The sequence below is a fragment of the Nocardia alba NBRC 108234 genome (assembly GCF_001612665.1).
Lineage (GTDB): Bacteria > Actinomycetota > Actinomycetes > Mycobacteriales > Mycobacteriaceae > Nocardia > Nocardia alba.
Genome location: NZ_BDAX01000008.1, coordinates 20519 through 46035 on the forward strand (window position 1 = coordinate 20519; position 25517 = coordinate 46035).

Here is a 25517-nt window from a genome sequence, read left to right on the forward strand (position 1 = left end):
GCAGAGTTTGATAACCATCGAACGAGGTTCAGGCTACGCCGAGTATGATGACTATCGAACCCTCGAGTGAGGTAACTCATGACTCAGACTAAAGACCTTTCCCCGGCGCCGACCATACCGGTCGCCCCGCTCCCCACTGTCCTCGGCGCCCTGCACGACCCCGTCCGGCTGGAAATGGTGCGGCGCCTGAGCAACGCGGCCGCCCCCATCCGCTGCGCGGCGCTCTACGACGCGATCAACAAGTCCACCGCGACCCACCACTTCAAGATCCTGCGTGAAGCGGGCCTGATCGAGCGCCTCACCATCGACGGCCAGACCTTCCAGCGGCTGCGCGCCGAGGCGGTCGAGCACGCCCTGCCCGGCCTGCTCCCGTCGATCGTCGATGCCGCCAACCGGGCCGACGCGCCCGGCGAGCCCGACCGCGACGACCGGTGACGGCCGAATCACTCAGCGTTCGACGAGCTTTCGTACCGAGGCGGGCAGCTCGCGGGTGCGCTGGTACGGACCCGACACGGCAGCACCGTAGGGGCGGGCGAGCAGTGTGCGGGCGATCTCGCTGACCTCGTCGGTGGTGACCGCGTCGATGCGCGCCAGCGTCGCCGAGACACTGCGGTGGTTGCCGTAGCTGAGTTCGCTGCGGCCGATGCGGTTCATCCGGGAGGCCGAGTCCTCGAGGCCCAGCACCAGCCCGCCGCGCAAAGAGCCCTTGGCCCTTGCGCATTCGGCATCGGTGACACCATTGGCGGCGACCTCGTCGAGCACGTTGCGCGCCAAGGTGGTGACCTGGCCGAGGTTTTCGGGCTGGCAGCCGAGCGAGACCGAGAACGCGCCGGTGTCGGCGAAGGTGTCGACACTCGAGTACACCGAGTACGCCAGGCCGCGTTCTTCCCGAATACGTTGGAACAGGCGCGAACTCAGCCCGCCGCCGACGATGGTGTTGAGGATCGACAGCGGCCAGCGCTGTTGGCCTTCGTGCCTGCCGAACGCTCGCACACCGAAGGCGAGGTGGGTCTGTTCGCTGTCGCGGTTGATCCTGATCAGGCCGGGGGCGCCCTGAGCGCGGAACTTGCCTTCGCGGCGCGGCGCGGGTTCGGCGGCGGTGTCCAGGTGTGGTCCGAACGCGCGCCGCACCAACTCCACCACCCGATCGTGGGTCACATTGCCCGCCACCGCCACGACCATGCGCTCGGGCCGGTAGCGGCGCTGGTGGAACCCGCGCAGTTGGGCGGCCTGCATGTTCTCGATGGATTCGACGCTGCCGATGACCGGGCGCCCGATGGGGTGGTCGCCGAACATCGCGGTGAGGAAGGAGTCGGCGACCAGGTCCTCGGGGTCGTCGTCGCGCATCGCGATCTCTTCCAGGACCACCTGGCGTTCCACGTCGACGTCGACCGCGCGGCACAGCCCGTTGAGCACCACATCGGCGACGAGGTCGACCGCGAGCGGCAGGTCCTCGTCGATGACATGGGCGTAGTAGCAGGTCTGTTCCTTGGCGGTGAACGCGTTGAGTTCGCCGCCGACCGCGTCCATGGACTGCGCGATATCCAGAGCGGTCCGCGTCGGGGTCGCCTTGAACAGCAGGTGTTCGAGGAAGTGCGCGGCGCCGGCCACGGTGGGGCCCTCGTCGCGTGATCCGACCCCTACCCACACCCCGATGGACGCCGAGCGCACCGCGGGTACGTGTTCGGTGACCACGCGAAGGCCGCCGGGGAGCACGGTGCGGCGCACCCCACCGGCTTGGACATCGTCAGCGGATTCGATATTCGATTCGGTCAACTTCGGCTTGTCCACCCGATCCTCGACAACAGTGTCCTCCCCGGACTCGGTCCGCGCTTCGACGTACTTCGACCTCGTCACCCGATCCTCGATGTGCTCGGACCTCGTCACCCGATCCTCGACGACGTTGTCCTCATGGGGCCAGGTTCGCGATTCGATGTGCTCGGACCTCGTCACCCGATCCCACCGGACGGCTGTGCTGGCATGGTTCCTCGACCTCTCGAACGGGAGCCGGCGACGTGCGCGTAGTGCCTCATCGTGCGCCGCAGCAGGCGCGACGGCCGGCTCCGCGATTCTATGCGCCCATCGCCCCCGCCCGCGCATCGGCCCTCGAGGCCGGGTCCCGGCCCACGAGCCCGTGCGTACCTGATCCGTCGAGGACACTCGCGATCGCGGCCAGCGCGGCCTCGCCCGCCATCGCCCAGTGCGTGGCGTCGATGCGGTACCGGTGGACGACACCGTCGACGGCGGTGACCCAACTCGCCGCGCCGCGCGAACCGCTGGGGTCGTCGACGGCGGCGGCGAAGTAGACGAGGTCACCGTCGAAGCGACGCGGCCGGTAGTCGTCGACCATCCCCATCGAGGCGGTGGCGGCGTCGATGATGCGGGCGATGCGCCCGCGATCGAGTGCCGCCAGCGGTCCGCCGAGATCCGCGGCCGCGGCGGCGAGGCCGTCGGCGTCGAACGCGAGATCGGTGCCGGCCAGCCCGCCGAGCAGGTCGCCGACGGTGGGCATCGAGGTGTCCTCCGGTCCGTCGCCGAGCCAGCTGTCCATCATGGCCAGCTGCGCCACCTGGTCACCGTCGGCTTGCAGACCGGTGGCGACGGCGTGGGCCAGCAGCCCACCCAGCGACCAGCCGAGCAGGTGGTACGGCCCTTCCGGCTGTACCTCGCGGATGGCGGCGATATAGCGGCGTGCCCAGTCCTCGATCGTGGCGGGCAGCGGTTCGTCGGCGGTGAGGGCAGGCGATTGCAGACCGTAGATCGGGCGCTGCGGTGCGAGGTGGCGCGCCAGTCCGGCGAACGACCAGGACACCCCGCCGACGGGATGGATGCAGAACAGCGGCGCACCGGTGCCGCCCGCGCGCAGCGGGAGCAGCACCGCGAAAGCGTCGTCGCCCGAGTCGTCGCCCGAGTCGTCGGCGCGCAGCCGTTGCGCGACGACGGCGGGCGTCGGGTCGGTGAAGAACCAGGCCACCGGCACCGCGTGGCCCAGCGCCTCGCTCAGTCGCGACGACAGCTGGACCGCGGTGAGCGAGTTGCCGCCGAGATCGAAGAAGTTGTCGTCCATGCCGATCCGGTCGAGCCCGAGGACCGCGGCGAACGCGCCCGCCACAAGCCGTTCGGTCTCCGTGATCGGCGCCCGGTAGCTCGCGCGGCGCAGTTGCGGACGTGGCAGGGCGTCGCGGTCGAGTTTGCCGGAGGCGTTCACGGGCAACGCATCCAGCTCGAGCACCACGGCGGGCACCAGATATCCGGGCAGTTCCGTGGCGAGCGCTGCCCGTAGCGCGGCGGCGTCGAATATCGAACCACCCTGTGTCGCAACGGCATCAGCCGCGAATCCAACTCGGGCACCGGGATCTGCGTCGAACTCGTGGTCGCGCGATGTCACCACGTAGGCGACAAGCCGATCGGCGCCGACCCCGGCCACCACGGCGGCCGCGGCCTGCGCGACCCCCGGCTGCCGACCCAGCGCGGCTTCGACCTCGCCGAGTTCGATGCGCTGGCCGTTGAGCTTCACCTGTAGATCGGCGCGACCGACGTATTCCAGTGCCGCGCGGTCCGTGCCACGCAGACGAACGAGGTCGCCGGTGCGGTACATCCGCGCACCGGGCACGCCGAACGGATTCGGGACGAACCGCTCCGCGGTGAGTTCGGCGGCCCCGATGTAGCCGTGCGCGAGTTGCGCGCCACCGACATACAGCTCACCGGTCACCCCGGGCGGTACCGGACGCATCCTGGCATCGAGCACGTAGAGGCCCGTATTCCACACCGGCGTGCCGATCGGCACCGTGACGACATCGTCATCGGTCACCCGGTGAGCACTCACCTGCACCGTGGTCTCGGTCGGCCCGTAGAGGTTCACCACCTGCGCGCCGGTCAGGGCGCGCACCTGCTGTGCCAGCGCGGCGGGCAATGCCTCGCCACCGGCGAACACCCGCCGCAGCGTCGCGGGCGCGGTGCCGTTGCCTTCGGTCGCCGCCTCCCGCACGTGCGCCACATAGGCCGCGAGCAGGGTCGGGGCGAATTGCACTGTGTCGACCCGATGTTCGGCGATCAGTGCGGCCAGGTAGGCCGGGTCCCCGTGCCCACCGGGCCGGGCGATGACAGTGCGGGCGCCCACTCGCTGCGGCAGCAACAGCTCCCAGATCGAGGCGTCGAAGGTGATCGGCGTCTTGTGCAGCACGGTGTCACCGGCGGCGACACCGAACTGCTGTGCCAGCCAATCGAGTTGGTTCACGATCGCGCGGTGCGCGACCCCGACGCCCTTGGGCAGGCCGGTCGATCCGGACGTGAAGATCACGTACGCGGTGTGTTCCGGGAGCAACGGCGACACCCGCTCGGCGTCAGCGATCGGCGCGACCGCGAAACCCGCGAGATCGACGGTGTCGAGCGCGATCACCTCGTGCCCGCGCAGCGGCAGGTCGGTGGCGTCGCCGCCGGTGGTGAGCACACAGACCGGTTGCGCGATCCGCAGGACACGGGTGATCCGCTCGGCCGGGTGATCCGGATCGATCGGCACGTAGGTACCGCCCGCCGCCAGCACCGCGTACAGACCGACGAGCAAGTCGGCCGAGCGCCGAATCGCCACCGCCACCGAGTGATCGGGCCCGACACCGTGTTCGATCAGATGGCGTGCGAGCCGGTTCACCCTCGCCGCGAATTCGGCGTAGGTGAGCACTGTGTCACCGTCGACGAGCGCGACGGAATCAGGTGTCGCGGCGGCTCGGCGATCGAACGCTGTCGGCAGCACGCCGGCCGTGCCTGCCCACGCCGTATCGCCCGCACCCGGCATCTCCTCAGATGCGGCCGCGATCCCCCGCGCGTCGCTACCCGGATGCGCGGTGTCACACCAGTTCTCGAGTGTCCGGCGGTCGCTGTCGGTGAGCAGGTCGATGTCACCGACCGTCGCTGCCGGGTTCGCCGTGACCGCGTCGAGCACCCGCACGAAGCCGTCGGTGATGCGGGCGGCCGTCGCCGCGTCGAACAGATCGGTGGCGTAGGTCAGGCTCACCGCGCAGCCGCCGTCGTCGGTGTCGGTCAGGACGAGATCGAGGTCGAACTTGGCGATGGCGGCGTCGGCGTCCAGTCCGGTCACGGTGAGGTCGGGCAGGACCACCTCGGCGGGGTTCGCGGCCAGGTTCTGGAAGGCCAGCATCACCTGGAACAGCGGGCTGTGCGCGGTCGAGCGGTTCGGGTCGAGCACGTCGACCAGTCGTTCGAAGGGCACCTGTGCGTTCTCGAAGGCATCCAGGTCCACCCGCCCGGTCTCGCGCAGCAGCGTGGCGAACGAGACGGCGGGGTCGACCCGGGTGCGCAGCACCAGCGTGTTGACGAACATGCCGACCAGATCGTCGAGGGCCTGCTCGCCGCGCCCCGCCACCGGGGTGCCGATCGCGATATCGCCGGTGCCGCTGAGCCGGGCGAGCAACGCCGCCAGCGCGGCGTGGGCCACCATGAACTCGCTCACGTCGGCGCGACGGGCCACCTGCGCGACCCGCTGCCAGACCCGCCGCGGCACCACGGTGTCGATTCTGGCGCCACGATGCGAGGCGGCGGCCGGCCGTGGGCGGTCTGCGGGCAGTTCGAGCAGCCCGGGCAGTCCGGCCAGTTCGGTGCGCCAGAATCGCAGTTGCCGCGCGGCGACCGACTCGGTGTCGTCCTCGCTGCCCAGCACCGCGCGCTGCCACAGCGTGTAGTCGGCGTACTGCACGCGCAGCGGCGCCCACGCGGGTGCGGTCCCCGCGCGCCGGGCGAGGTAGGCGACAGTGGTGTCGCGCAGCAGTGGCCCGGCGGAGAACCCGTCGGCGCTGATGTGGTGGATCACCACGACCAACACCACTTCGTCCGCCGCGCAGCGCAATACGCGGACCCGCACCGGCGGCGCGAGGGTGACATCGAAGCCGCGCCCGATCTCGGCCGCCACGATGGCTGGTACCGCGATGGGGTCGACGGTCTCCACCACCGGTGTCGGCACGAACTCCCACACCGCCTGGTGTCCGATCCCGTCCAAGGCGGGGTAGGCCGTGCGCAGCACCTCGTGCCGGTCGAGCACATCGGTGACCGCGGCGGCCAGCGCGTCGGCGTCGACGTCGCCGGTGAGCCGCACCGCGATCGGGATGTTGTACGCGGCGGACTCGGGATCGAGGCGGTTGAGCAGCCACATGCGCTGCTGGGCCGCCGACAGTGGGATCCGCGCCGGTCGTTCGCCCGCGGTCAGGGCGATCCCCGCGCCGCTGCCCGCGGTGGCCGCGAGCACGGCGGCCAGGTCGGCCACGGTGCTCGCCTCGAACAGGGTTCGCACGGGCACCCGGGTGGCCATGGCCGCGCCGAGACGGGCGGCGACCCGGGTCGCGATGAGGGAGTTGCCGCCGAGTTCGAAGAAGTCGTCGTCGAGCCCGACCCGCTCGCGCGCGAGGACGGCACCGAACACCTCGGCCACCGCCCGCTGGGCCGCGTCGACCGGTGCCCGGAACGGGCGTGCCACGAATTCCGGCGCGGGCAGCGCCGTGCGGTCGAGCTTGCCGGAGGTGTTGACCGGGAACGCGTCGAGCACGACGATCACCGACGGCACCATGTACGACGGCAGCACCGCACCCACGGCGGACCGCAGCGCGGCGGCATCCAGCGCGACGCCCGGCACGGGCACCGCGTAACCGACGAGCCGGTCACCGGTCGCGCTCGCCGCGACGACCGCCGCCGCCTGGCTGACTCCGTCCACGCCGCGCAACGCGGACTCGATCTCGCCCAGCTCGATGCGCTGACCGCGGAACTTCACCTGGAAGTCGATGCGCGCCAGATAGACCAGTACCCCGTCGCGAGTCCACTTCACCAGGTCGCCCGTGCGGTACATGCGTCCGCCCCGGCGACCTCGGTCGGGACCGTCACCGTCCGGACCGGAGTGCGCATCGGCGCCGAGGAACGGGTCCGCGACGAACCTGTCCGCGGTGAGCCCCGTGCGGCCGAGGTACCCGCGAGCGAGCTGCTCGCCCGCCAGGTAGAGCTCACCGGCGACGCCCGGCGCGACCGGGCGCAGTCGTTCGTCGAGCACGTACACGCGCGAATTCCCCTCGGGCACACCGATGGGCACGGTCTGTCCCGTCGCGCCTTCGGCGGGCCAGGCCGTCACCGAGACGGCGGCCTCGGTCGGGCCGTACAGGTTGTGCACCACCGCACTCGATTTCGCGCGCAACGCACCCACATGCTCGGGCGTGAGCGCTTCACCGATCGCGAGCACCAGCCGCAGTCCGGCCAGCTGCTCGGCCTCGGCGTGCGCGGCGAACATCGCCAGCATCGACGGCACGAAATCGACGACGGTGATGCCCCGCGCGGCGACCAGTTCGGCCAGGTACAGCGGGTCGCGGTGCCCGTCCGGGGTGGCGAGCACCAGGGTCGCGCCCGCCGCGAGCGGTGCGAAGTAGCCCCAGACCGACAGGTCGAACCCGGCCGCGGACTTCTGCAGGTACCGATCGTCGTCGTCGAGGTCGTACTGCTCGATGAGCCAGGCGATCTGGTTGCGAATTCCGGCATGGCTCATCGCCACACCCTTGGGGACGCCGGTCGAGCCGGAGGTGAACAGCACGTAGGCGAGATTCGAATCCCGCAGGGGGGCAAGCCGTTCGACATCCGCGACCGGATGACCCGGGTAACGAGCGGTGTCCACGTCGTCGAGCACGACGACCCCGCTCGGCCTGGCCGTCCCCGAACCCTCTGTCCCGGTCCCGACGCCAGGGGTCGACGCACCCTGATCGCTACCGATCGACCGGAACGCCGAGTCGGCGACGTCGACCGCTATCGAACCGTCGAATTCGTCCGCCGCGGTGGTGAGGACCAGGTGCGGTCGGGCTGTGTCGAGGATGCGAGCGATCCGCTCGGCCGGGTGGTCCGGGTCGATCGGCACATACGCCCCGCCCGCGGTGAGGACCGCGTACATGGCGACGACGAGTTCGGTGGAGCGCCGGATGGCGAGCCCCACCAGGGCGTCGGGGCCGACGCCCTGGTGGATCAGGTGCCGCGCCAGGCGGTTGACCCGGTTGTCGAGTTCGGCGTAGGTGAGCTCGACGTCGTCGAACACGAGCGCGGTCGCCTCGGGATTCGCCCGAACCCGCGCGTGGAACGGGGCGAGTAGCGTTGCGGTGCGGTCGATCTCGTAGTCGGTCGCATTCCACTCGGTGAGGATGCGGGTCCGCTCGACCGGTTCGAGCACCTCGACCGAATCCAACGGTGCGTGCGGCGCCGCGGCGACCGCGGCGAGCAGGCGTTCGAGCCGTCCGGCGATCGCGACGGCGGTCTCGGCGTCGAACACATCGTGGGCGTAGGTGAGAACGCCGGTGATGCCCGCGGCCGCACCGTCGGCGGTGTACTCGTCGCTGACGATGAGGTGCAGGTCGAATTGCGACAGCTCGTTGTCGGTGTCAAGTCCCGACACCGTGATGCCGGGCAGGGCCAGCTCGGCGCGCTCGAAGTTCTGGAACGAGAAGCCGACCTGGAACAGCGGATGCCGGGCGGTGGAGCGGGCCGGGTCGAGCACCTCGACGAGACGTTCGAACGGCACCTCGGCGTTGGCGTAGACGGCCAGGTCGGTCGCGCGCTGGCGAATCAGCAACTGCTGGAACGACTCTCCGGCCCGCAGGCGCGTGCGGAAGACCAGCGTGTTGACGAACATGCCGATGAGATCCTCGAGCGCGGCCGCACCGCGCCCGGCCACCGGCGTGCCGACGGTGATGTCGGCGCTGCCCGTCAGTCGACCGAGCAGTGCCGCGAACGCGGTGTGCACGACCATGAACACCGTGGCCCCGGATTCCCTGGCCAGCGCGCTGAGCCGGGCATGGGTGTCGGCGTCCAGGGTCACCGGCACGGTGCCGCCGACCAGCGTCCGTACCGCCGGGCGCGGTCGGTCCAGCGGCAACGCCAGCTCATCGGGCAGGTCGGCGAGTTCGCCGCGCCAGAAGTCGAGCTGGCGGGCGGCCACCGAGTCGGGATCGGCTTCGTCGCCGAGCACCGCGCGCTGCCACAGCGCGTAGTCGGCGTACTGCACCGGCAACGGCGTCCACTGCGGCGCCGCGCCGTCGCGGCGCGCGAGGTAGGCCGTCATCAGATCGCGCACCAGCGGCGGCATCGACGAACCGTCGGCGCTGATGTGGTGCACGACCATGGCCAGCACAGCCTCATCGGCGCTGATCCGATACAGCACCACCTGCCACGGCACCCCCGCCGTGACGTCGAAGGTGGTGGCGGCCAGCGCCGTCACCTCGGCCACGATCCGCGCCGCGGCCAGATCGGTAACACGCAGTGCCACACCGGCTTCGGCGGCGGGCAGGATCCGCTGCACCGGGCCGTCGGCCGACTCGGGGTAGTAGGTGCGCAGCACTTCGTGCCGGCCGATGAGATCGTCCACGGCGGCGGCGAGCGCGTCGAGGTCGAGCAGGCCGCGCAGTCGCACCGCGATCGGCACGTTGTAGCCGGCCGACTCCGGATCGAACCGGTTGAGGAACCACATGCGTTGCTGAGCGGGCGAGAGCGGAATCGACGAGGGCCGCTCCCCCGCCACCAGCGCCGGTCGCGCCGCGCCGTGCTCGCCCTCGAGCGCAGCGGCCAACGCGGCCACCACCGGTGACTCGAAGATCCGGGCCACCGGCACCTGCCGGTGCAAACTCGCCCCGAGCCGCGCCGCGACCCGGGTCGCGATCAGCGAGTTGCCGCCCAGGTCGAAGAAGTCGTCCTCGGCACCGACCGCCTCGACACCGAGCACCTCGGCGATGACACCGGCCACCAACTGCTCGGACGGTGTGCGGGGAGCGCGGAACTCCCGCGCGAGCACTGTCGGCGCGGGCAGGGCCCGCCGATCGAGCTTGCCCGAGGAATTGAGCGGGAACCCGTCGAGCACCACGAACGCGCTCGGCACCATGTAGGCGGGCAGTGCCTGCCCGAGCGCGGCTTTCACCGCGCCGAGATCGAGCGGCGCGGCAGCGAGCAGGTAGGCGGTGAGGTAGTCGCCGGTGCCGTCGTCGCGCACGGTGACCACTGCTCGTTCGACGGCGTCGAGACCGGTGAGGACCGTTTCGATGTCGCCGAGTTCGATGCGCAGACCGCGCAGCTTCACCTGGAAGTCGGTGCGGCCCAGGTATTCCAGTTCACCGGAGCGGGTCCGGACCACGAGATCGCCGGTGCGGTACATGCGCGCGCCGGGGGCGCCGAGCGGGTTGGCGACGAAGCGGTCGGCGGACAGGTCGGGACGGGCGAGGTACCCGCGGGCCAGTTGGACACCGGCCAGATACAGCTCGCCCGGTGTGCCGACGGGAACGGGGCGAAGACGAGCGTCGAGCACGTGCAGGGCCGTGTTGGCCACCGGGGCGCCGATCGGCACCGTGACCGTGTCGGCGTCGGTGACCTCGTGGAAGCTCACGTCGACCGCGGCCTCGGTGGGCCCGTACAGGTTGTGCACCGCGACACCGGGGATCAGCGCGCGCAGACGTTGGGCGTCGGCCGCGGGCAGTGCCTCACCGGAGGCGAACACCTGCCGCAGCGACACACACTCCACGGCGCGCGGCTCGGCAAGGAACGCCGCCAGCATCGACGGCACGAAATGCGCCACGCCGACACCGGTACGGGTGACGAGCTCGGCCAGGTAGGCGGGATCCCGATGCCCGTCGGGCCGGGCGATCACCAGGGTGGCGCCGATCTGCAAGGGCCAGAACAGTTCCCACACCGACACATCGAAGGTGATCGGCGTCTTCTGCAGCACGGTGTCGGCCGCGTCGAGCCGGTAGGCGTCCTGCATCCAGACCAGGCGGTTGACGATCGCGGTATGGGTGACCGCGACCCCCTTGGGCTTGCCGGTCGAGCCGGAGGTGAACAGCACGTAGGCCAGGTCCGCGCCGCGCAACGGCCGGATCCGCTCGGCATCGGTCACCGGGTCGCTCGCGAAACCTGACAGGTCGAGTGTGCCCGGATCGACCACACCGGTGCCGGACTCGACCACACGCGGGTCGGACTCGACCACGCGCGTGCCTCGCTCGGCCACACGGATACCGGGCTCGACAACGCTCGTGTCCGGCTCGATCCGCGCGGCAGAGGAAACTGTGCTCGATCTGGTCGCGGGGAACCCTGCGGCGGCCAGCACGCAGACCGGGGCCGCGCTCGCCAGGACGTCGGCGATCCGGTCGGCCGGGTGGTCGGGATCCAGCGGCAGGTAGGCGGCGCCCGCGGCCTGCACCGCGTAGAGGGCGACCAGCAGGTCGATGCCGCGCGGCAGCCCGACCCCGACGACCGCGCCGGGCCCGACCCGCTGGGCGATCAGCCAGCGCGCCAGGCGAGCGACCCGAGACCCGAACTCGCCGTAGGTGATCCGCTGCCCCTCGAACTCGAGGGCGACCGCGTCGGGAGTACGCGCGGCCTGCACGGCGAACATCGAGACCAGCGTCGCGTCGGTGTCGAGCGGGGCCACGGTGTCGTTCCATGCCGCGAGCTGCGCGGTCTCGGCGGCGGTCAGCAGCTCGATCTCGCCGACCGCGATGCTGTCGTCGGCGACGACGGCGCTCAGTATCCGCACGAACCGCGCACCCAACGATGCCACCGTGTCGACATCGAACAGATCCGTGGCGTAGCGCAGCCACCCGCGCATACCGGGTTCGCCTGCGGCGCCGACGGTTTCGTTGATCGCCAGCGACAGATCGAACTGGGTGGTCGCCGCGGGCAACGCGAACTCGTCGACGCGCAGCCCCGGCAGTTCCAGGGTGGTGTCCTCGCGATGTTCGAACGCGAGCATCACCTGCACGATCGGCGAATACGCCGTGGAGCGCACCGGATTCAGCTCGTCGACGAGCTGTTCGAACGGTAGGTCGGCGTGCGCGAAGGCACGCAGATCGGCCGCCCGCACCTCGGCGAGCAGCGCGGCGAACCCGGCGCTCGCGTCGACCGCCGTCCGCAGCACGAGTGTGTTCACGAACATGCCGACGAGGTCGTCGAGCGCGGCATCGGCGCGCCCGGCGACCGGGGTGCCGACGAGCACCTGCGTGCCCGCGCCGTGCCGGGACAGCAGCACCGCGAACGCCGCGTGCACCACCATGAACGTGGACACCCCGTGCCTGCGGGCCAGCGTCTCGATCCCCGCCACGACATCGGCGGGCACCTCGAACCCGACGGATCCGCCCGCACCGGTGCGCGCGGCGGGCCGAGCCCGATCCGTGGGCAGATCGAGAACCGGTGCGATCCCGGCCAATTCGGCCCGCCAGTGCGCCGACTGACGCGCCAGCCGCGACTGCGGGTCGTTCGCGTCGCCGAGCACGCCACGCTGCCACAGGGTGAAATCCGCGTATTGCACGGGCAACGGCGCCCACACCGGAGCGGTCCCCGCGGCGCGCGCGGCATAGGCGGTGATGAGATCGCGTGCCAGCGGTGTCGTCGACACGCCATCGGCGGCGATGTGATGCACGGCCAACACCAGCACGTGCTCCGGCTCGGACGACCCAGCGGGTTCGTCGTGTGCTGCGCGGTGCAGCAGCGCGGCGCGTAGCGGCGGCTGGGTGGTGAGGTCGTAGCTCTCGCCGACGACGTCGCGCACGGCGACGGCCAGCTCGTCCTCGGCGACCTCGCGCACGACGGCGGCGGGCAGCACCGCGTCGACGGGAAGGACCACCTGGGTCGGGCCGTCGGCGTCCTCGGGGAAGACCGTCCGCAGCGATTCGTGCCGGTCGAGCACATCGGCCAGCGCCGCCCACAGCGCGTCGGTGTCGAGGACACCGGTCAGGCGCAACGCGATCGGCAGGGTGTAGACGGCCGATTCGGGGTCGATCCGGTTCAGCAACCACAGCCGGGTCTGGGCCAGCGACAACGGGATTCGGTCCGGTCGCGGTCGCACGACGGTCAGCGGCAAGGTCAGCTCGCGGCCTGCGCCCGCCCGCTCGACGAGTCCGGCGACGGTCGGCGCGTCGAACACATCGCGCACGTCCAGCGCACTGCCCAGCGCCGCGTTGGCCCGGGCGACCAGCCGCATCGCGAGCAGCGAGTTGCCGCCGACGGCGAAGAAGTCGTCGGTGGCGCCGATACGCGCCACTCCGAGCAGCTCACCGATCACCTCGGCGAGCGCGGTCTGGGCACCCGGTAGCGGCGCGACGTACTCGGCGGTGACGGACAGGTCTGCGGCGGGCAGCCCGGACCGATCGAGTTTGCCCGACGAGTTGAGCGGCACAGCGTCGAGCACCACCAGGTGCGCGGGCACCATGTACGCGGGCACCCGGCCCGCGACGTGCGCACGCACCGCCACGCTGTCCACCACACCGGCGACATACCCGACCAGGCACTGGCGCCCGGCGTCGTCGGTAGCGGGCAGCACGGCCGTGTGGGTGACGCCCGGCGCGGTGCCGAGCGCGGCCTCGATCTCGCCCAGCTCGATCCGCAGGCCACGGATCTTCACCTGGAAGTCGTTGCGGCCCAGGTAGACCAGTGCGTCGTCGCGATCGCGGCGAACGAGGTCGCCGGTGCGGTACATCCGGGTTCCGTCGGCGCCGAACGGGTCGGCGACGAAGCGGTCGGCGGTCAGATCCGGCCGGCCGAGGTAGCCGCGGGCCAGCTGGTCGCCCGCGAGATACAGCTCTCCCGCGACGCCGCCGGGGACCGGGTGCAGGCGCTCGTCGAGAACGTAGGCGCGCACGTTCCAGGTCGGCCTGCCGATGGGCAGTTCGGTCTGCTCGACCGGGGCCGTGATCTGCTGAAAGGTGCTGGTGATGGCCACTTCGGTGGGGCCGTAGGTGTTGTGCAGCTCGCCGGGGATCGCCGCGAGCACGGCGGCCGCGAGCGGGGCGGGCAGTTCCTCGCCGCCCACGTGCAGCATGCGCAGCCCGCTCAGCTCGCCGCCGAGCCCTTCGGCGAGCATCGCGGCCAGTACCGAGGGCACGAGTTCCAGAATGGTGATGCCCTGCTCACGCACCACCCGCGCCTGATATTCCAGGTCGAGGTGCCCGCCGGGGCGCAGCAGCACCAGCGGGGCGCCGAGCAGCGCGGGGGCCAGCAGTTCCCAGAGGGAGACGTCGAAGGTGAGGGGCGCGCGCTGCAGGAAGCGATCCGCCGCCGTCATGTCGTATTCGCCACGTAGCCAACAGATCTCGTTGAGCACGGCGCGATGCGAGATCAGCACGCCCTTCGGCGTGCCGGTGGAGCCGGAGGTGAACAGCACATACGCCGGGTGCTCGGGGCGCAGCGGCGCGAGGCGCTCGATGTCGGTGATCGGATTCACCGCCACCGACTCCTGGGCTGTGTCCTCGAGCTGGGCGACGGTCAGCACCGCGAGCCCGGAACGCGACGCGGCGGCGAAATGCACCGAGGCCGTGGCGGATCGGACGACGCCGTCCACATGGTCGAGATCACCGGCCGACGCGACGACGACCAGCCGGGGTGCCGTGGTCGCCAGCACATGCGCGATGCGCTCGGCGGGTTGGCTCGCATCGATCGGCACGTACACGCCACCGGCGGCGAGTACGCCGTGCAGCACCACCAGCAGCTCGATGCCGCGCGGAACAGCCACGGCCACCGGCGTTTCCGGCCCGACGCCGCAGTCGATCAACCTGCGGGCCAACCGATTCGCTCTCGCGGCGAGCGCGCCGTAGCCGATCTCGGTGCCTTCGAAGATCGCCGCCACGGCGTGGGGATCTCGCGCGGCCGCGGCATCGAGCAGGTGCGCGGCGAGTGGGGCGCGCAGGCCCAGTTCCGCGAGTCCGCTGTCGAGCGGCACCACCTCACCGTGGTGTCGCACGGGCAGCGTGGCGGCCGTGGGGTCGGCGAGCAGGGCGAGGTCGCCGACCGCGGTGTCGGGGGCCGCGACCGCGTCACCCAGCACCCGCTCGAGCATCGCGACCATGGCCGCTACGGTGTCGGCGTCGAAAAGATCGGTGGCGTAGCGCAATTCGAGGTCGAGGCCGTTGGGCGCGCCGTCGGGGGCGAATCGATCGACGAAGGTGAAGTCCAGATCCACTTCGATCGGCGCGTCCGGCATGGTCAACCCCGACAGGGTGAGACCGGGCAGTTCGAAGGCGGTCACCCGCTGGTTCTGCAAAGCCAACGAGATCTGGTACAGCGGCGAATACCCCTGTGAGCGAGCCGGATTCAGCGCGTCGACCAGGCTCTCGAACGGCACGTCGGCATGGTCGAAGGCATCGAGATCGTCGGCCCGGACCTCGTCGAGCAGCTCACTGAAACGCGCGCCGGGCCGCACCCGTGCGCGCAGCACGAGCGTATTGACGAACATGCCGACGATGTCGTCGAGTTCGCGATGCCCGCGCCCGGCCACGGGCGTGCCGACCACGATGTCGGTGCCGGTCGACAGGCGCGCGAGCAGCACCGAGAGCCCCGCGTGCAGCACCATGAACGGCGTGGCGCGGTGCGTGCGCGCCAGCTCCTCGATCCCGCGATGCAGGTCGGCGCCGAGCGTGGTGGTGAAGGTGGCGCCCCGGTTGGACGCGATCAGCGGCCTGCGCCGGTCGGCAGGCAGAGTGAGCACGTCGGGCAGGCCCGCGAGTCGACCCGTCCAGTAGTCGAGCTGGCGGGCCAGCGGCGCGTCCGGGTCGTCGGCGCTGCCGAGCCCTTCGGTCTGCCACAGCGCGTAGTCGGCGTACTGCACCGCCAGCGCGGGCAGCTGCGCCCGCGCGCCGGTGGCGCGTGCGGCGTAGGCGGCCACCAGATCCCGGGTCAGTGGACCCATCGACCAGCCGTCGGCGGCGATGTGGTGCACGACGAGCACCAGCACGTGTTCGGTGGGGGCGACCCGCAGCAGGGCGGCGCGCACCGGTACCTCGGTGGTGATGTCGAAAGCACCGTCCAGGACCGAGACCACCGCCGGTGCCACGTCGTCAGCGGCGACCTCGGCGACGGCGAGCTCGGGAACGAACGCCGGCCCCACGAGCTGGGTTGCCTGCCCGTCGAATTCGGGATAGGTGGTGCGCAGGGTCTCGTGCCGGGCGATCAGATCACCCAGCGCGCCACGCAGCGCGGCGGTGTCCAGCTCGCCGCGCAGCCGGATCGCGACCGGAATGTGGTAGGCGGCGGAGTCCGGATCGAAGCGATGCAGGAACCACATCCGCTGCTGAGCGGGCGAGAGCGGAATCCGTGCCGGCCGTCGGCCCGCCACCGGGCCGCGCCGACTGCCGGTACCGCGCAGCGCGTCCAGCCGCACGGCGAGCGCGTCGACCGTGCTCGCCTCGAACAGTTCCCGTACCGGCACCCTGGCATCGAGGGCGGCGCCGAGGCGCGCGGCGATCTGGGTCGCCAGCAGGGAGTTGCCGCCGAGCGCGAAGAAGTCGTCACCGGCGCCCACCCGGTCGAGGTCGAGCACCCCGGCGAAGGTCGCGGCGACGATCCGCTCGGTGGCTGTCGCGGGCTCCCGGTAGTCGAGCCGGCGGGCCGAGGGCGCGGGCAGTGCCCGACGATCGAGCTTGCCGGAGGCGTTGACGGGCAAGGCGTCGAGGAAGATGTAGGCGCCCGGGACCATGTAGGAGGGCAGGGTCGCGGCGACCGCCGCGTCGAGGTCGGCGGCGGTGGGCACCACCGAGTAGTCGAGTTCCGAATCCATCGGCGCGACGCCCGCCGCGTGCATCGCAGGGCCGTCGCCGGAGTCGATGTCGTCAGTGCGGTCGACGGTTTCGGCGGCGCGGACGATGTAGGCGACGAGCTGGTCGGGCCTGCCCGTGTCCGACCGGACCAGGACGACGACCCGACCGACGCCGGGAACCGTGGCGATCGCCGCTTCGATCTCGGCGGGCTCGATGCGCAGGCCACGCAGTTTCACCTGGAAGTCGGTGCGGCCCAAGTAGTGCAGCGCCGGTCCGTCGGGGCCGGTGCGCCAGGTGACCAGGTCGCCGGTGCGGTACAGGCGCTCGCCCGTGCCGAAGGGGTCGGCCACGAAACGTTCGGCGGTGAGATCGGTACGGCCGTGATACCCGTCGGCGAGCTGTGCGCCCGCCACATACAGCTCGCCCGCGACACCGGCCGGGACCGGACGCAGTCGCGAATCCAGCACGTACACACGGGTATCGGCGACCGGTGCGCCGATCGGCACCGTGGCGCCGGGTTCGTCACCGACCTCGTGGGTGGTGACCTGGATGGCGGTTTCGGTCGGACCGTACAGGTTGACCACCCGCGCGCCGGTCGCCGTGCGCACCCGTCGCGCCAGGTCCGATGTCAGCGCTTCACCGCCGGCGAAGACCAGGCGCAGCGAATCCGACTGCCGGGAAACGGGTTCGGCCATCACCGCGGCCAGTACCGACGGTACGTACTGGACCACACTCACCCGATGGCGCACGGTGGCGTCCGCCAGGTACGCCGGATCACGATGCCCGTCGGCGGTGGCGAGCACGAGCCGGGCCCCGACCTGCAAGGGCCACAGCAGTTCCCACACCGACGCGTCGAAGGTGAACGGGGTCTTCTGCAACACCACATCGTCGGCGTCGAGCGGATAACGCTCCTGCAACCACCGCAGCTGGTTCACCACGGCCTTGTGCGGCACGGCCACGCCCTTGGGCTTGCCGGTCGAACCCGAGGTGAACAGCACATACGCGAGGTGCTCCGGGCGCAGCGGAGCCACCCGTTCCGCATCGGTGATCGGGTCGCCGGACAGCGCGGACAGGTCGAGTGCGTCGACGTCGAGCACCGACTCCCCCACCGTCATACCGCTGCCCGCGACCGTCAGCACACAGACCGGTGCCGTCTGCGCCAGCACAGCGGCGGTCCGCTCGGCCGGATGGTCCGGATCCACCGGCACATACGCCGCCCCGGCGACCAGCACCGCGTGGACCGCGACCACCTGCTCGAGCCCACGGCGCATCGCCACCGCGACCAGCGAGCCGGGGCCCGCCCCGAGCCCGATCAGGTACCGGGCCAAGCGCGCGACTCGCCCACCGAACTCCGCGTACGAAAGCTCCACCGCTGCGCGGGAATCGACAGCGCCCCGTGCGGGCACTTCGGCGGCCGCGACTCCGGCTCGGTGCGCGGCGATCGCGTCGACTGCCGCGTCTTCGAGCCGGGAGATCGCGCTCGCGACACCGCCGGACGTGCCGTCCGCGACTCGGGCGCCGTTCCCGGCTGCCTCGCCCGCGCGATCCGCCACGTCCAGGTCATCGGTGCCTGCCGTTGCGGTGTCCGTGTCGACGACCACGGCGATCGCCTGCGCGGCGGCGGCCACGCGGTCGGCGAAGAGCGAGGCGAGCGTGGCCGTGTGCGTGCTGTCGGTGGCGGTGCGGTTCCAGGTGGTCAGAAGTTGGGTCCGCTCGGCGGGGTCGAGGATGTCGAGGTCGCCGACGGGGCGGGTCGGATCGGCGAGAACCGCGGTGAGCACGCGGTCCAGGCGGGCGGCGAACACCGCGACGGTGGTGGCGTCGAACAGATCGGTGGCGTAGAGGAAGGCGCCGGAGATGCCGGTGGGCGCACCGTTGTCGTCGCGGTGTTCGGTGAGGGTGAGCTCCAGGTCGAACTTGGCCACACCGGTGGGCAGGTCGAACCCGGCGACCGTGAGGCCGGGCAGGGCGAGGACGCTCGGGGTGTCCTCGTTGAGGGACAGCATCACCTGGAACAGCGGATTCCGGGCGGTGGAGCGGACCGGATCGAGAACCTCGACCAGACGCTCGAACGGCACATCGGCGTGGCCGAAGGCGGCGAGGTCCGTCTCGCGGACCCGGGCGAGAAGGTCGGTGAACGAGGTCTCGGGTGTCACCTCGGTGCGCAGGACGAGGGTGTTGACGAACATGCCCACGAGATCATCGAGCGCGCGTTCACCACGGCCAGAGACCGGCGTGCCGATCGCGATATCGGTGGTCGCCGACAGCCGCGCCAGCAGTACCGCGAACACCGCGTGCGCGGCCATGAACACCGTGATGCCGTGCGCGCGAGCCAATTCCGCCAGCGCTCGATGGGTGGGGGCATCGATCTGCACGCCGTGCATCGCACCGCGCCGAGAAGCCACCGCGGGGCGGGTTCGGTCGGTGGGCAGTTCCAGCTGCTCCGCCGCCCCGGCCAGCGCGCCACGCCAGAACGAGAGCTGCTTCGCCGCAACCGATTCCGGGTCGTCCACCGCGCCGAGCACCTCGTGCTGCCACACGGCGTAGTCGGCGTACTGCACGTCCAACGGCGCCCACATCGGTGCGGCGCCGGCGGCCCGCGCCCCGTACGCGGTGAGCACGTCACGGATCAACGGCCCGAACGAGAAGCCATCGGCCGCGATGTGGTGCAGCACGATGACCAGCACATACTCAGCGTCGGCGGACTCCGTAGGGTCCGCCACGACGGCCTGCCCATCGGCACCGCCACGCTCGAGTGCGCGATGCTCCAGCGCGGCGCCCGTGGTGACACGCAGCAGCGACGCGCGGATCGGGGCATCGACGGTGAGGTCGAAACCGGTGGCGGCGAAGGTCCGCACCGCGTCGGAGAGGTCGGCCGCGTCCACGATACGAGGGTGGACCTCGGGAATGAGGCCGGTCGCCGGAAGGATCTCGGCGATGGCGTTGCCGTCGCGCTCCGGGTAGCGAGTGCGCAGGACCTCGTGCCGGTCCAGCACGTCGACGATCGCGACCCGGAGCGCGGCGAGGTCGAGCGCACCGGTGAGCCGGACGGCCATCGGGATGTTGTCGGTGGCCGAGCCGGGATCGAAGCGGTTGAGGAACCACATGCGCTGCTGGGCGGGCGAGAGCGGAATGGAATCGGGTCGGGTTCGCGCCGCCAGCGCGGGGCCGGTGTCGGTGCCGCGCAGCCGGTCGGCGGCCGAGGCCAGCGCCCGCACCGTCGTGGTGTCGAAGAGCTGGCGGACGGGCAGGCGAATGCCGAGGTCGGTACCGATGCGCGCCATCAACCGGGTGGCGAGCAGCGAGTTGCCGCCCAGGTCGAAGAAGTCGTCGTCGCGACCGACCCGGTCGAGTCCGAGGACCTCGGCGAACGCGGCGGCCACCACGTGCTCGGCCACGGTAACCGGGGCCCGGTAGACGGCGGTATCGAACACCGGCGCGGGCAGCGCCGCCCGGTCGAGCTTGCCGACGGGGGTCAGCGGCACGGCCGCGAGCGCGACGACCGCGGCGGGCACCATGTGCGCGGGCAGGTGCGCGGCGGTGTGCGCGATGAGCGTCGCGGCGTCGACCGTGGCACCGGCCACGGGCACCACATAGGAGACCAGCAGGGTCGCGCCCGCATCGGTGCGGTGCCCGACGGTGGCGGCGAAGTCGACCGTTCGATGGCGGGCGAGGACCGCGTCGATTTCGCCGAGTTCGATCCGGAAACCGCGCACCTTCACCTGGAAGTCGTTGCGGCCCAAGTACTCCAGATCGAACGAGCCCGCGCGCCGCACCCAGCGCACCGTGTCACCGGTGCGATACATCCGCTCGCCGGGCGCGCCGAAGGGATGGGCGACGAACCGTCCGGCGGTGAGCGCGGGCCTGCGGTGGTAGCCGCGCGCCAGCTGCGCACCGGCGATGTACAGCTCACCGACGACCCCGGCGGGCACCGGCCGCAACCGCTCGTCGAGCACCAGTTCGGTCGTGCCCTCCACCGGCGCGCCGAGGGTGATCGCGGTGGTGGCGCTGAGCGGTTCGCTGATATTGGTGACGATGGTCGTCTCGGTCGGCCCGTAGCCGTTGCGGAAGGTCAGACCCGGGATCGCGGCGGTCCACCGTGCCACCAGTTCCGGCGGGCACGCCTCGCCACCGACCACCACCATCCGCAGCTGGTCGAGACCCTCCGGGTGCACGGTCGCCAGCGCCGACGGCGTGATGGCCACATGGGTCACCCGTTCGGCCCGCAACAGCTCCCCCAGCTCGGCCCCACCGAACACCCCGGCGGGCGCGATGACCATCGTCGCCCCCTCGGTCACGGTCAGCAGCAGCTCGGCCACGGAGATGTCGAACGACGGCGACGCCACGTGCAGCACGCGCGCGTCGGCGGCGGCCAGGTACCGCCCGGCCTGGACGGGCAGATACGCCGCGACCGCGCCGTGCGGAATCACCACGCCCTTGGGCAGACCGGTGGTGCCGGAGGTGTAGATGACGTACGCGGGATCCAGTGGATCGACCGCCCGTCGACCCACCCGGCCGCCACTGGCCGTACGGGTATCTGCCGCATCGAGGTCTGCCGCAGGCGCGTTGCCATCGAGCACGAGCCAGTTCACCGTGGCCGGCAGATCCGACCGGACCGCCTCGATCGTGATGCCCGCCGCCGCACCGGAATCGGCGAGCATGTGGGCGATGCGGTCGGCGGGGTAGCTCGGATCGACCGGAAGGAAGCCCGCGCCCGACTTCACGACGGCCCAGATCGCGGTGATCGAGGCGGCCGAACGCGGAATACTCACGGCCACCAGGTCACCCGCGCCGACGCCGAGATCGGTGAGGCGGGCGGCCAGGTGGGTGGAGGCGGCGTCGAGCTCGCCGTAGGTCAGGGTGCGGGCGCCGTCGCGGATGGCGATCGCGGCGGGGTCGGCGGCCGCGCGGGCGAGCACCTGCGGCAGCAGCGGAGCGGGCGTCGACGGGCCGCCGGTGCGGGCAGTCAGATCGGCGAGTTCGGTGTCGATCAGTAGCGGGAGGTCGGCGACCGGGGTCTGTGGGGCGGCGGCGATCGCGGTGAGCAGACCGGTCAGGCGCGAGGCCATACCTACGATGGTCGGTTCATCGAAGAGATCTGTGGCGTAGGAGAATTCGGCCGACAGACCCATGGCCGCGGAATCACGCAGGGTCAGCGAGAGATCGAACTTCTCGATGTCGTAGGGCAGGTCGACGGCGGCGGCGCGCAGCCCGGGCAGTTCGAAGGTCGTCGGCGGCAGGTTCTGTAGCGACAACGCCACCTGGAACAGCGGATGACGACCGGCCGATCGGGTCGGCGCGAGCACCTCGACGAGCCGCTCGAACGGCAGGGTGGTGTGGTCGAAGGCGGCCAGATCCCCGGCGCGGACGCGGCCGAGCAGGTCGGCGAACGGTTCGCCGCCACGCACCTGGGTGCGCAGCACGGCGGTATTGACGAACATGCCGATGACGTCGTCGAGTTCGGCGGCGCCGCGCCCGGCGACCGGGGTGCCGATCGCCACATCGGCATCGCCGGACAGGCGCGCGATCAGCACCGACAGCGCCGCGTGCAGCACCATGAACAACGTCGCGCCCTGTGCCGCGGCGACCTCGTTCAGCGCCGAGACCAGGTCGGCGTCGAGCTCGAACGCGACTCGCCGTCCCCGCATCGAGGCGGTGGCGGGCCGAGGCCGGTCGGTCGGCAGGCTCGACTCATCGGCCAGTCCGGCCAGGCAGTCACGCCAGAACGCGATCTCGCGTCCGGCCCGCGAGTCGGCGTCGTCCTCCGCGCCCAGGACGGCACGCTGCCACAGGGTGTAGTCGGCGTACTGCACCGGCAGCGGATTCCATTGCGGCACCGCATTTTCCGCGCGCGCGTAGTAGGCGGTCATCGTGTCGCGCACCAGCGGTCCGGCCGACCAGCCGTCGGCGGCGATGTGATGCACCACCAGCACCAACACGTGATCACCGTCGACCTCGAACAGCCGCGCGCGCACCGGTGGCGCGGCGGTGACGTCGAATCCGCGCAGAATAACGCCCGCCAATACCTCCGCGAGCTTCTCGGCGCTGATGCTGACGGCATCGAGCAGCGCCCCAGACTCGGTGGCGTGGATATCAGCGGCACCCACGCTGTCGGCACCTGCGCTGTCGGTACCCGCGCTGTTCGCGGCCGCACTGTCGGCGGCATTGCTGTCGGCGGCAACTCTGCTCGAATGCAGCTCGGCTGCAAGCAATTCCAGTGCTGCGTCCACTGGGAGCACCTGCTGGGTGCCCACCCCGTCGACATCGGGATACACCGTGCGCAGCACCTCGTGTCGCGCGATCAGATCACCCACCGCCGCCCGCAACGCATCCCGATCCAGCGCGCCCGACAACCGCACCGCGATCGGGATGTTGTACGCCCCGGTCTCCGGATCGAACCGGTTCAGCAACCACATCCGCTGCTGCGCGGGCGAGAGCGGCACCACCTCGGGTCGCGGGCCGGCGACGAGCGCGGGCCGATCATCGACCACTCCGCCCTCGACCAGTTTCGCGAGCACGGCGACGGTCGGACTGTCGAAGAAGTCGCGAACATCCACTCGCACTCCGAAATTCGCCTGCAAGCGACCGATGGCGCGAGTGGCGATCAGCGAGTTTCCGCCGAGTCGGAAGAAATCGTCGTCCAACCCGACCACGTCCACGTCGAGCAGTTCGGCGAACAACGCGGCGACAGTGCGTTCGGTCGCCGTGCGCGGCTCCCGGAACTCGGCGGCAGCGGCGCGGAAGTCAGGCTCCGGCAACGCTTTCCGATCCAGCTTTCCGCTGGCGTTGATCGGCATCGCGTCCAGCTGCACCAGCAGCGAGGGCACCATGTACTCGGGCACCGACGCCTTGGCGTGCTCGGTCAGCTCGGCCGCGTCGAGGACCGCGCCGTCCACGCTCACCACATAGCCGACCAGCGCCTCACCGGCGGCGTGCCGATGCAGCACCACCGCCGCGTTCCCGACGCGGGGATGCGCGGCCAACACGGCCTCGATCTCCCCCAGCTCGATCCGCAGACCACGCAACTTCACCTGGAAATCGGTGCGCCCCAGGTATTCCAGCTCACCACGCGACTCCCGCACCAGATCACCGGTGCGATACATGCGCTCACCGGGCCCGCCGTGGGGATCGGCGACGAACCGATCCGCGGTGAGCCCCGGCCGCGCCACGTAGCCACGCGCCAACTGCACACCCGACAGATACAGCTCGCCGACGACCCCGACAGGCACTCGATCGAGATTCTCGTCGAGCACGAGCAGTCCGGTGTCGTCGGCGGGACCACCGATCGGCACCGACACCTCGTCGAGGGGAGTCACCTCGTGCGCGGTGACGTCGACCGCCGCCTCGGTGGGCCCGTACAGGTTGTGCAGCGCGGTCGAGGACAACGCGCGCAGCCGAGCGGCGGTAGCGGCGGGCAGCGCCTCGCCGGAGGCGAACACCAGCCGCAACGACGACAGATCCACCTCGGGGTCCACGTCACCGACGAACGCGGCCAGCATCGACGGCACGAAGTGGGTCACGGTGACCCGATGCCGCGCGATCAGCGCGGCCAGGTACGCGGGATCACCGTGGCGCCCCGGCTCGGCGACGATCAGCCGAGCGCCGATCTGTAAAGGCCAGAACAACTCCCACACCGAGACATCGAAGGTGAAGGGCGTCTTCTGCACCACCACATCGGCATCGGTCATGCCGTAGCAGCGCTGGCGCCAATCCAGGTTCGCCACGATCGCCCCGTGGGTGACCGCCACCCCCTTCGGCCGACCCGTCGACCCGGAGGTGAAGATGACGTAGGCCGTATTGTCGGCCCGCACCCCGGACGCCACCTCGCCGGGCACCGCGTCCCAGTCGATGTCATCGGTGCGCAGCACCGGCACGCCGTTGAGGTCGGGCTCGTCGCCGACCCGCGTCACGACCACCACCGGCCGCGCCACCTCGAGCACGTAGTGCAACCGGTCCACCGGGTGATCGGGGTCCAGCGGCACGTACGCACCGCCGGCCCGCACGATGGCATGCACCGCGACGACCAGCTCGATACCGCGCCGCAGTGCCAACCCGACCAGGGCCTCCGGCCCGACACCCGCCTCGACCAACCGCGCCGCCAGCACCCGCACCCTGGCATCGAATTGCGCGTAGGTCAGCGTGCGGTCCCCGTACTGCACCGCGACAGCGTCGGGCGTGCGCGCCGCCTGCTCGGCGAACCGGTCGACCAGTGTCGCCGCGGCCACCTCCACCATCCCCAGCGCCGCCATCGCGTCACCCGCCAGCGAATCCAGCAGCGCGCCGAAGGTCCCCTCGGCGGCATCGACCACGCCGGGGAACAGCTCGGCGAGCACCACCTGCACGAGCGTGTCCGCGTCCAGCGCCCCACCGGTGAGCTCGGCCATCAGCGTGAGCTGGGCGTCGAGATCGGCGTAGGACACCGCGGCACCGTCGAATTCGACCGCGATTCGCGCCGAGTCCATCGTCGCGACCGTCGCCACCAGCGCCGCCAGCTGCTCCGTTTCCGCGCGCGCCGGAGTGGGGTTGGTCATCGCACACTGCCTTCCATTACCGGCCGCGGGTAACGCCACGCGGCCGCACAAACTCTCGGAACTCCCGGTTCGCACCCGGGATGAGGTGAATCGGCGCGGGGGCGGCCAACCTCGGGCACCCTGCCCGGAATCCGCCCGCTGACCCCGGATTCAGCGCGATCGGCTATGACACGATCGCGGCAATCCGGCTCGCCGCCACGCAACCAGCAATGACTCGGTTATCTCCCGACCTCCATCGTCAACCCCGACACCTGAACCACGCGTCCGAACACGAGGAGAAGCGTATTCGTTTCAACAATAAACCGGACCAGATTCAGTCAAAATCAAGGTTGGGGCACTCATTTCCCGGCGCTGAGAACGGTCCAGCGATCCGACCGCGTACGCCGAGCCGACAGCGGGCGGTGCACCACTGTGGTGGGCTGCGGCACGGCTGTCAGCACAGGTTCTC

At 71.1% G+C, this 25517-nt stretch carries 3 protein-coding genes; 1 reads left to right on the plus strand and 2 read right to left on the minus strand.

From position 1 onward, the window contains the following. The first annotated feature begins 78 nt into the window (after positions 1-78). Complete coding sequence (locus NA12_RS10200) at positions 79-435, plus strand: ArsR/SmtB family transcription factor (protein WP_067448724.1); 357 nt, start codon at positions 79-81, stop codon at positions 433-435. A gap of 12 nt (positions 436-447) precedes the next feature. Here NA12_RS10200 and NA12_RS10205 read toward each other — a convergent pair whose 3' ends face one another. Continuing rightward, positions 448-1776 carry a M16 family metallopeptidase gene (locus NA12_RS10205; RefSeq protein WP_132369761.1) on the minus strand — a complete coding sequence of 443 codons (1329 nt, stop codon included), beginning with the start codon at positions 1774-1776 and terminating at the stop codon, positions 448-450. A 295-nt stretch (positions 1777-2071) separates the two neighbouring features. Continuing rightward, positions 2072-25069, minus strand: coding sequence for a non-ribosomal peptide synthetase (locus tag NA12_RS10210; protein WP_067448726.1), 22998 nt, complete (start codon positions 25067-25069; stop codon positions 2072-2074). Positions 25070-25517: the final 448 nt, after the last annotated feature.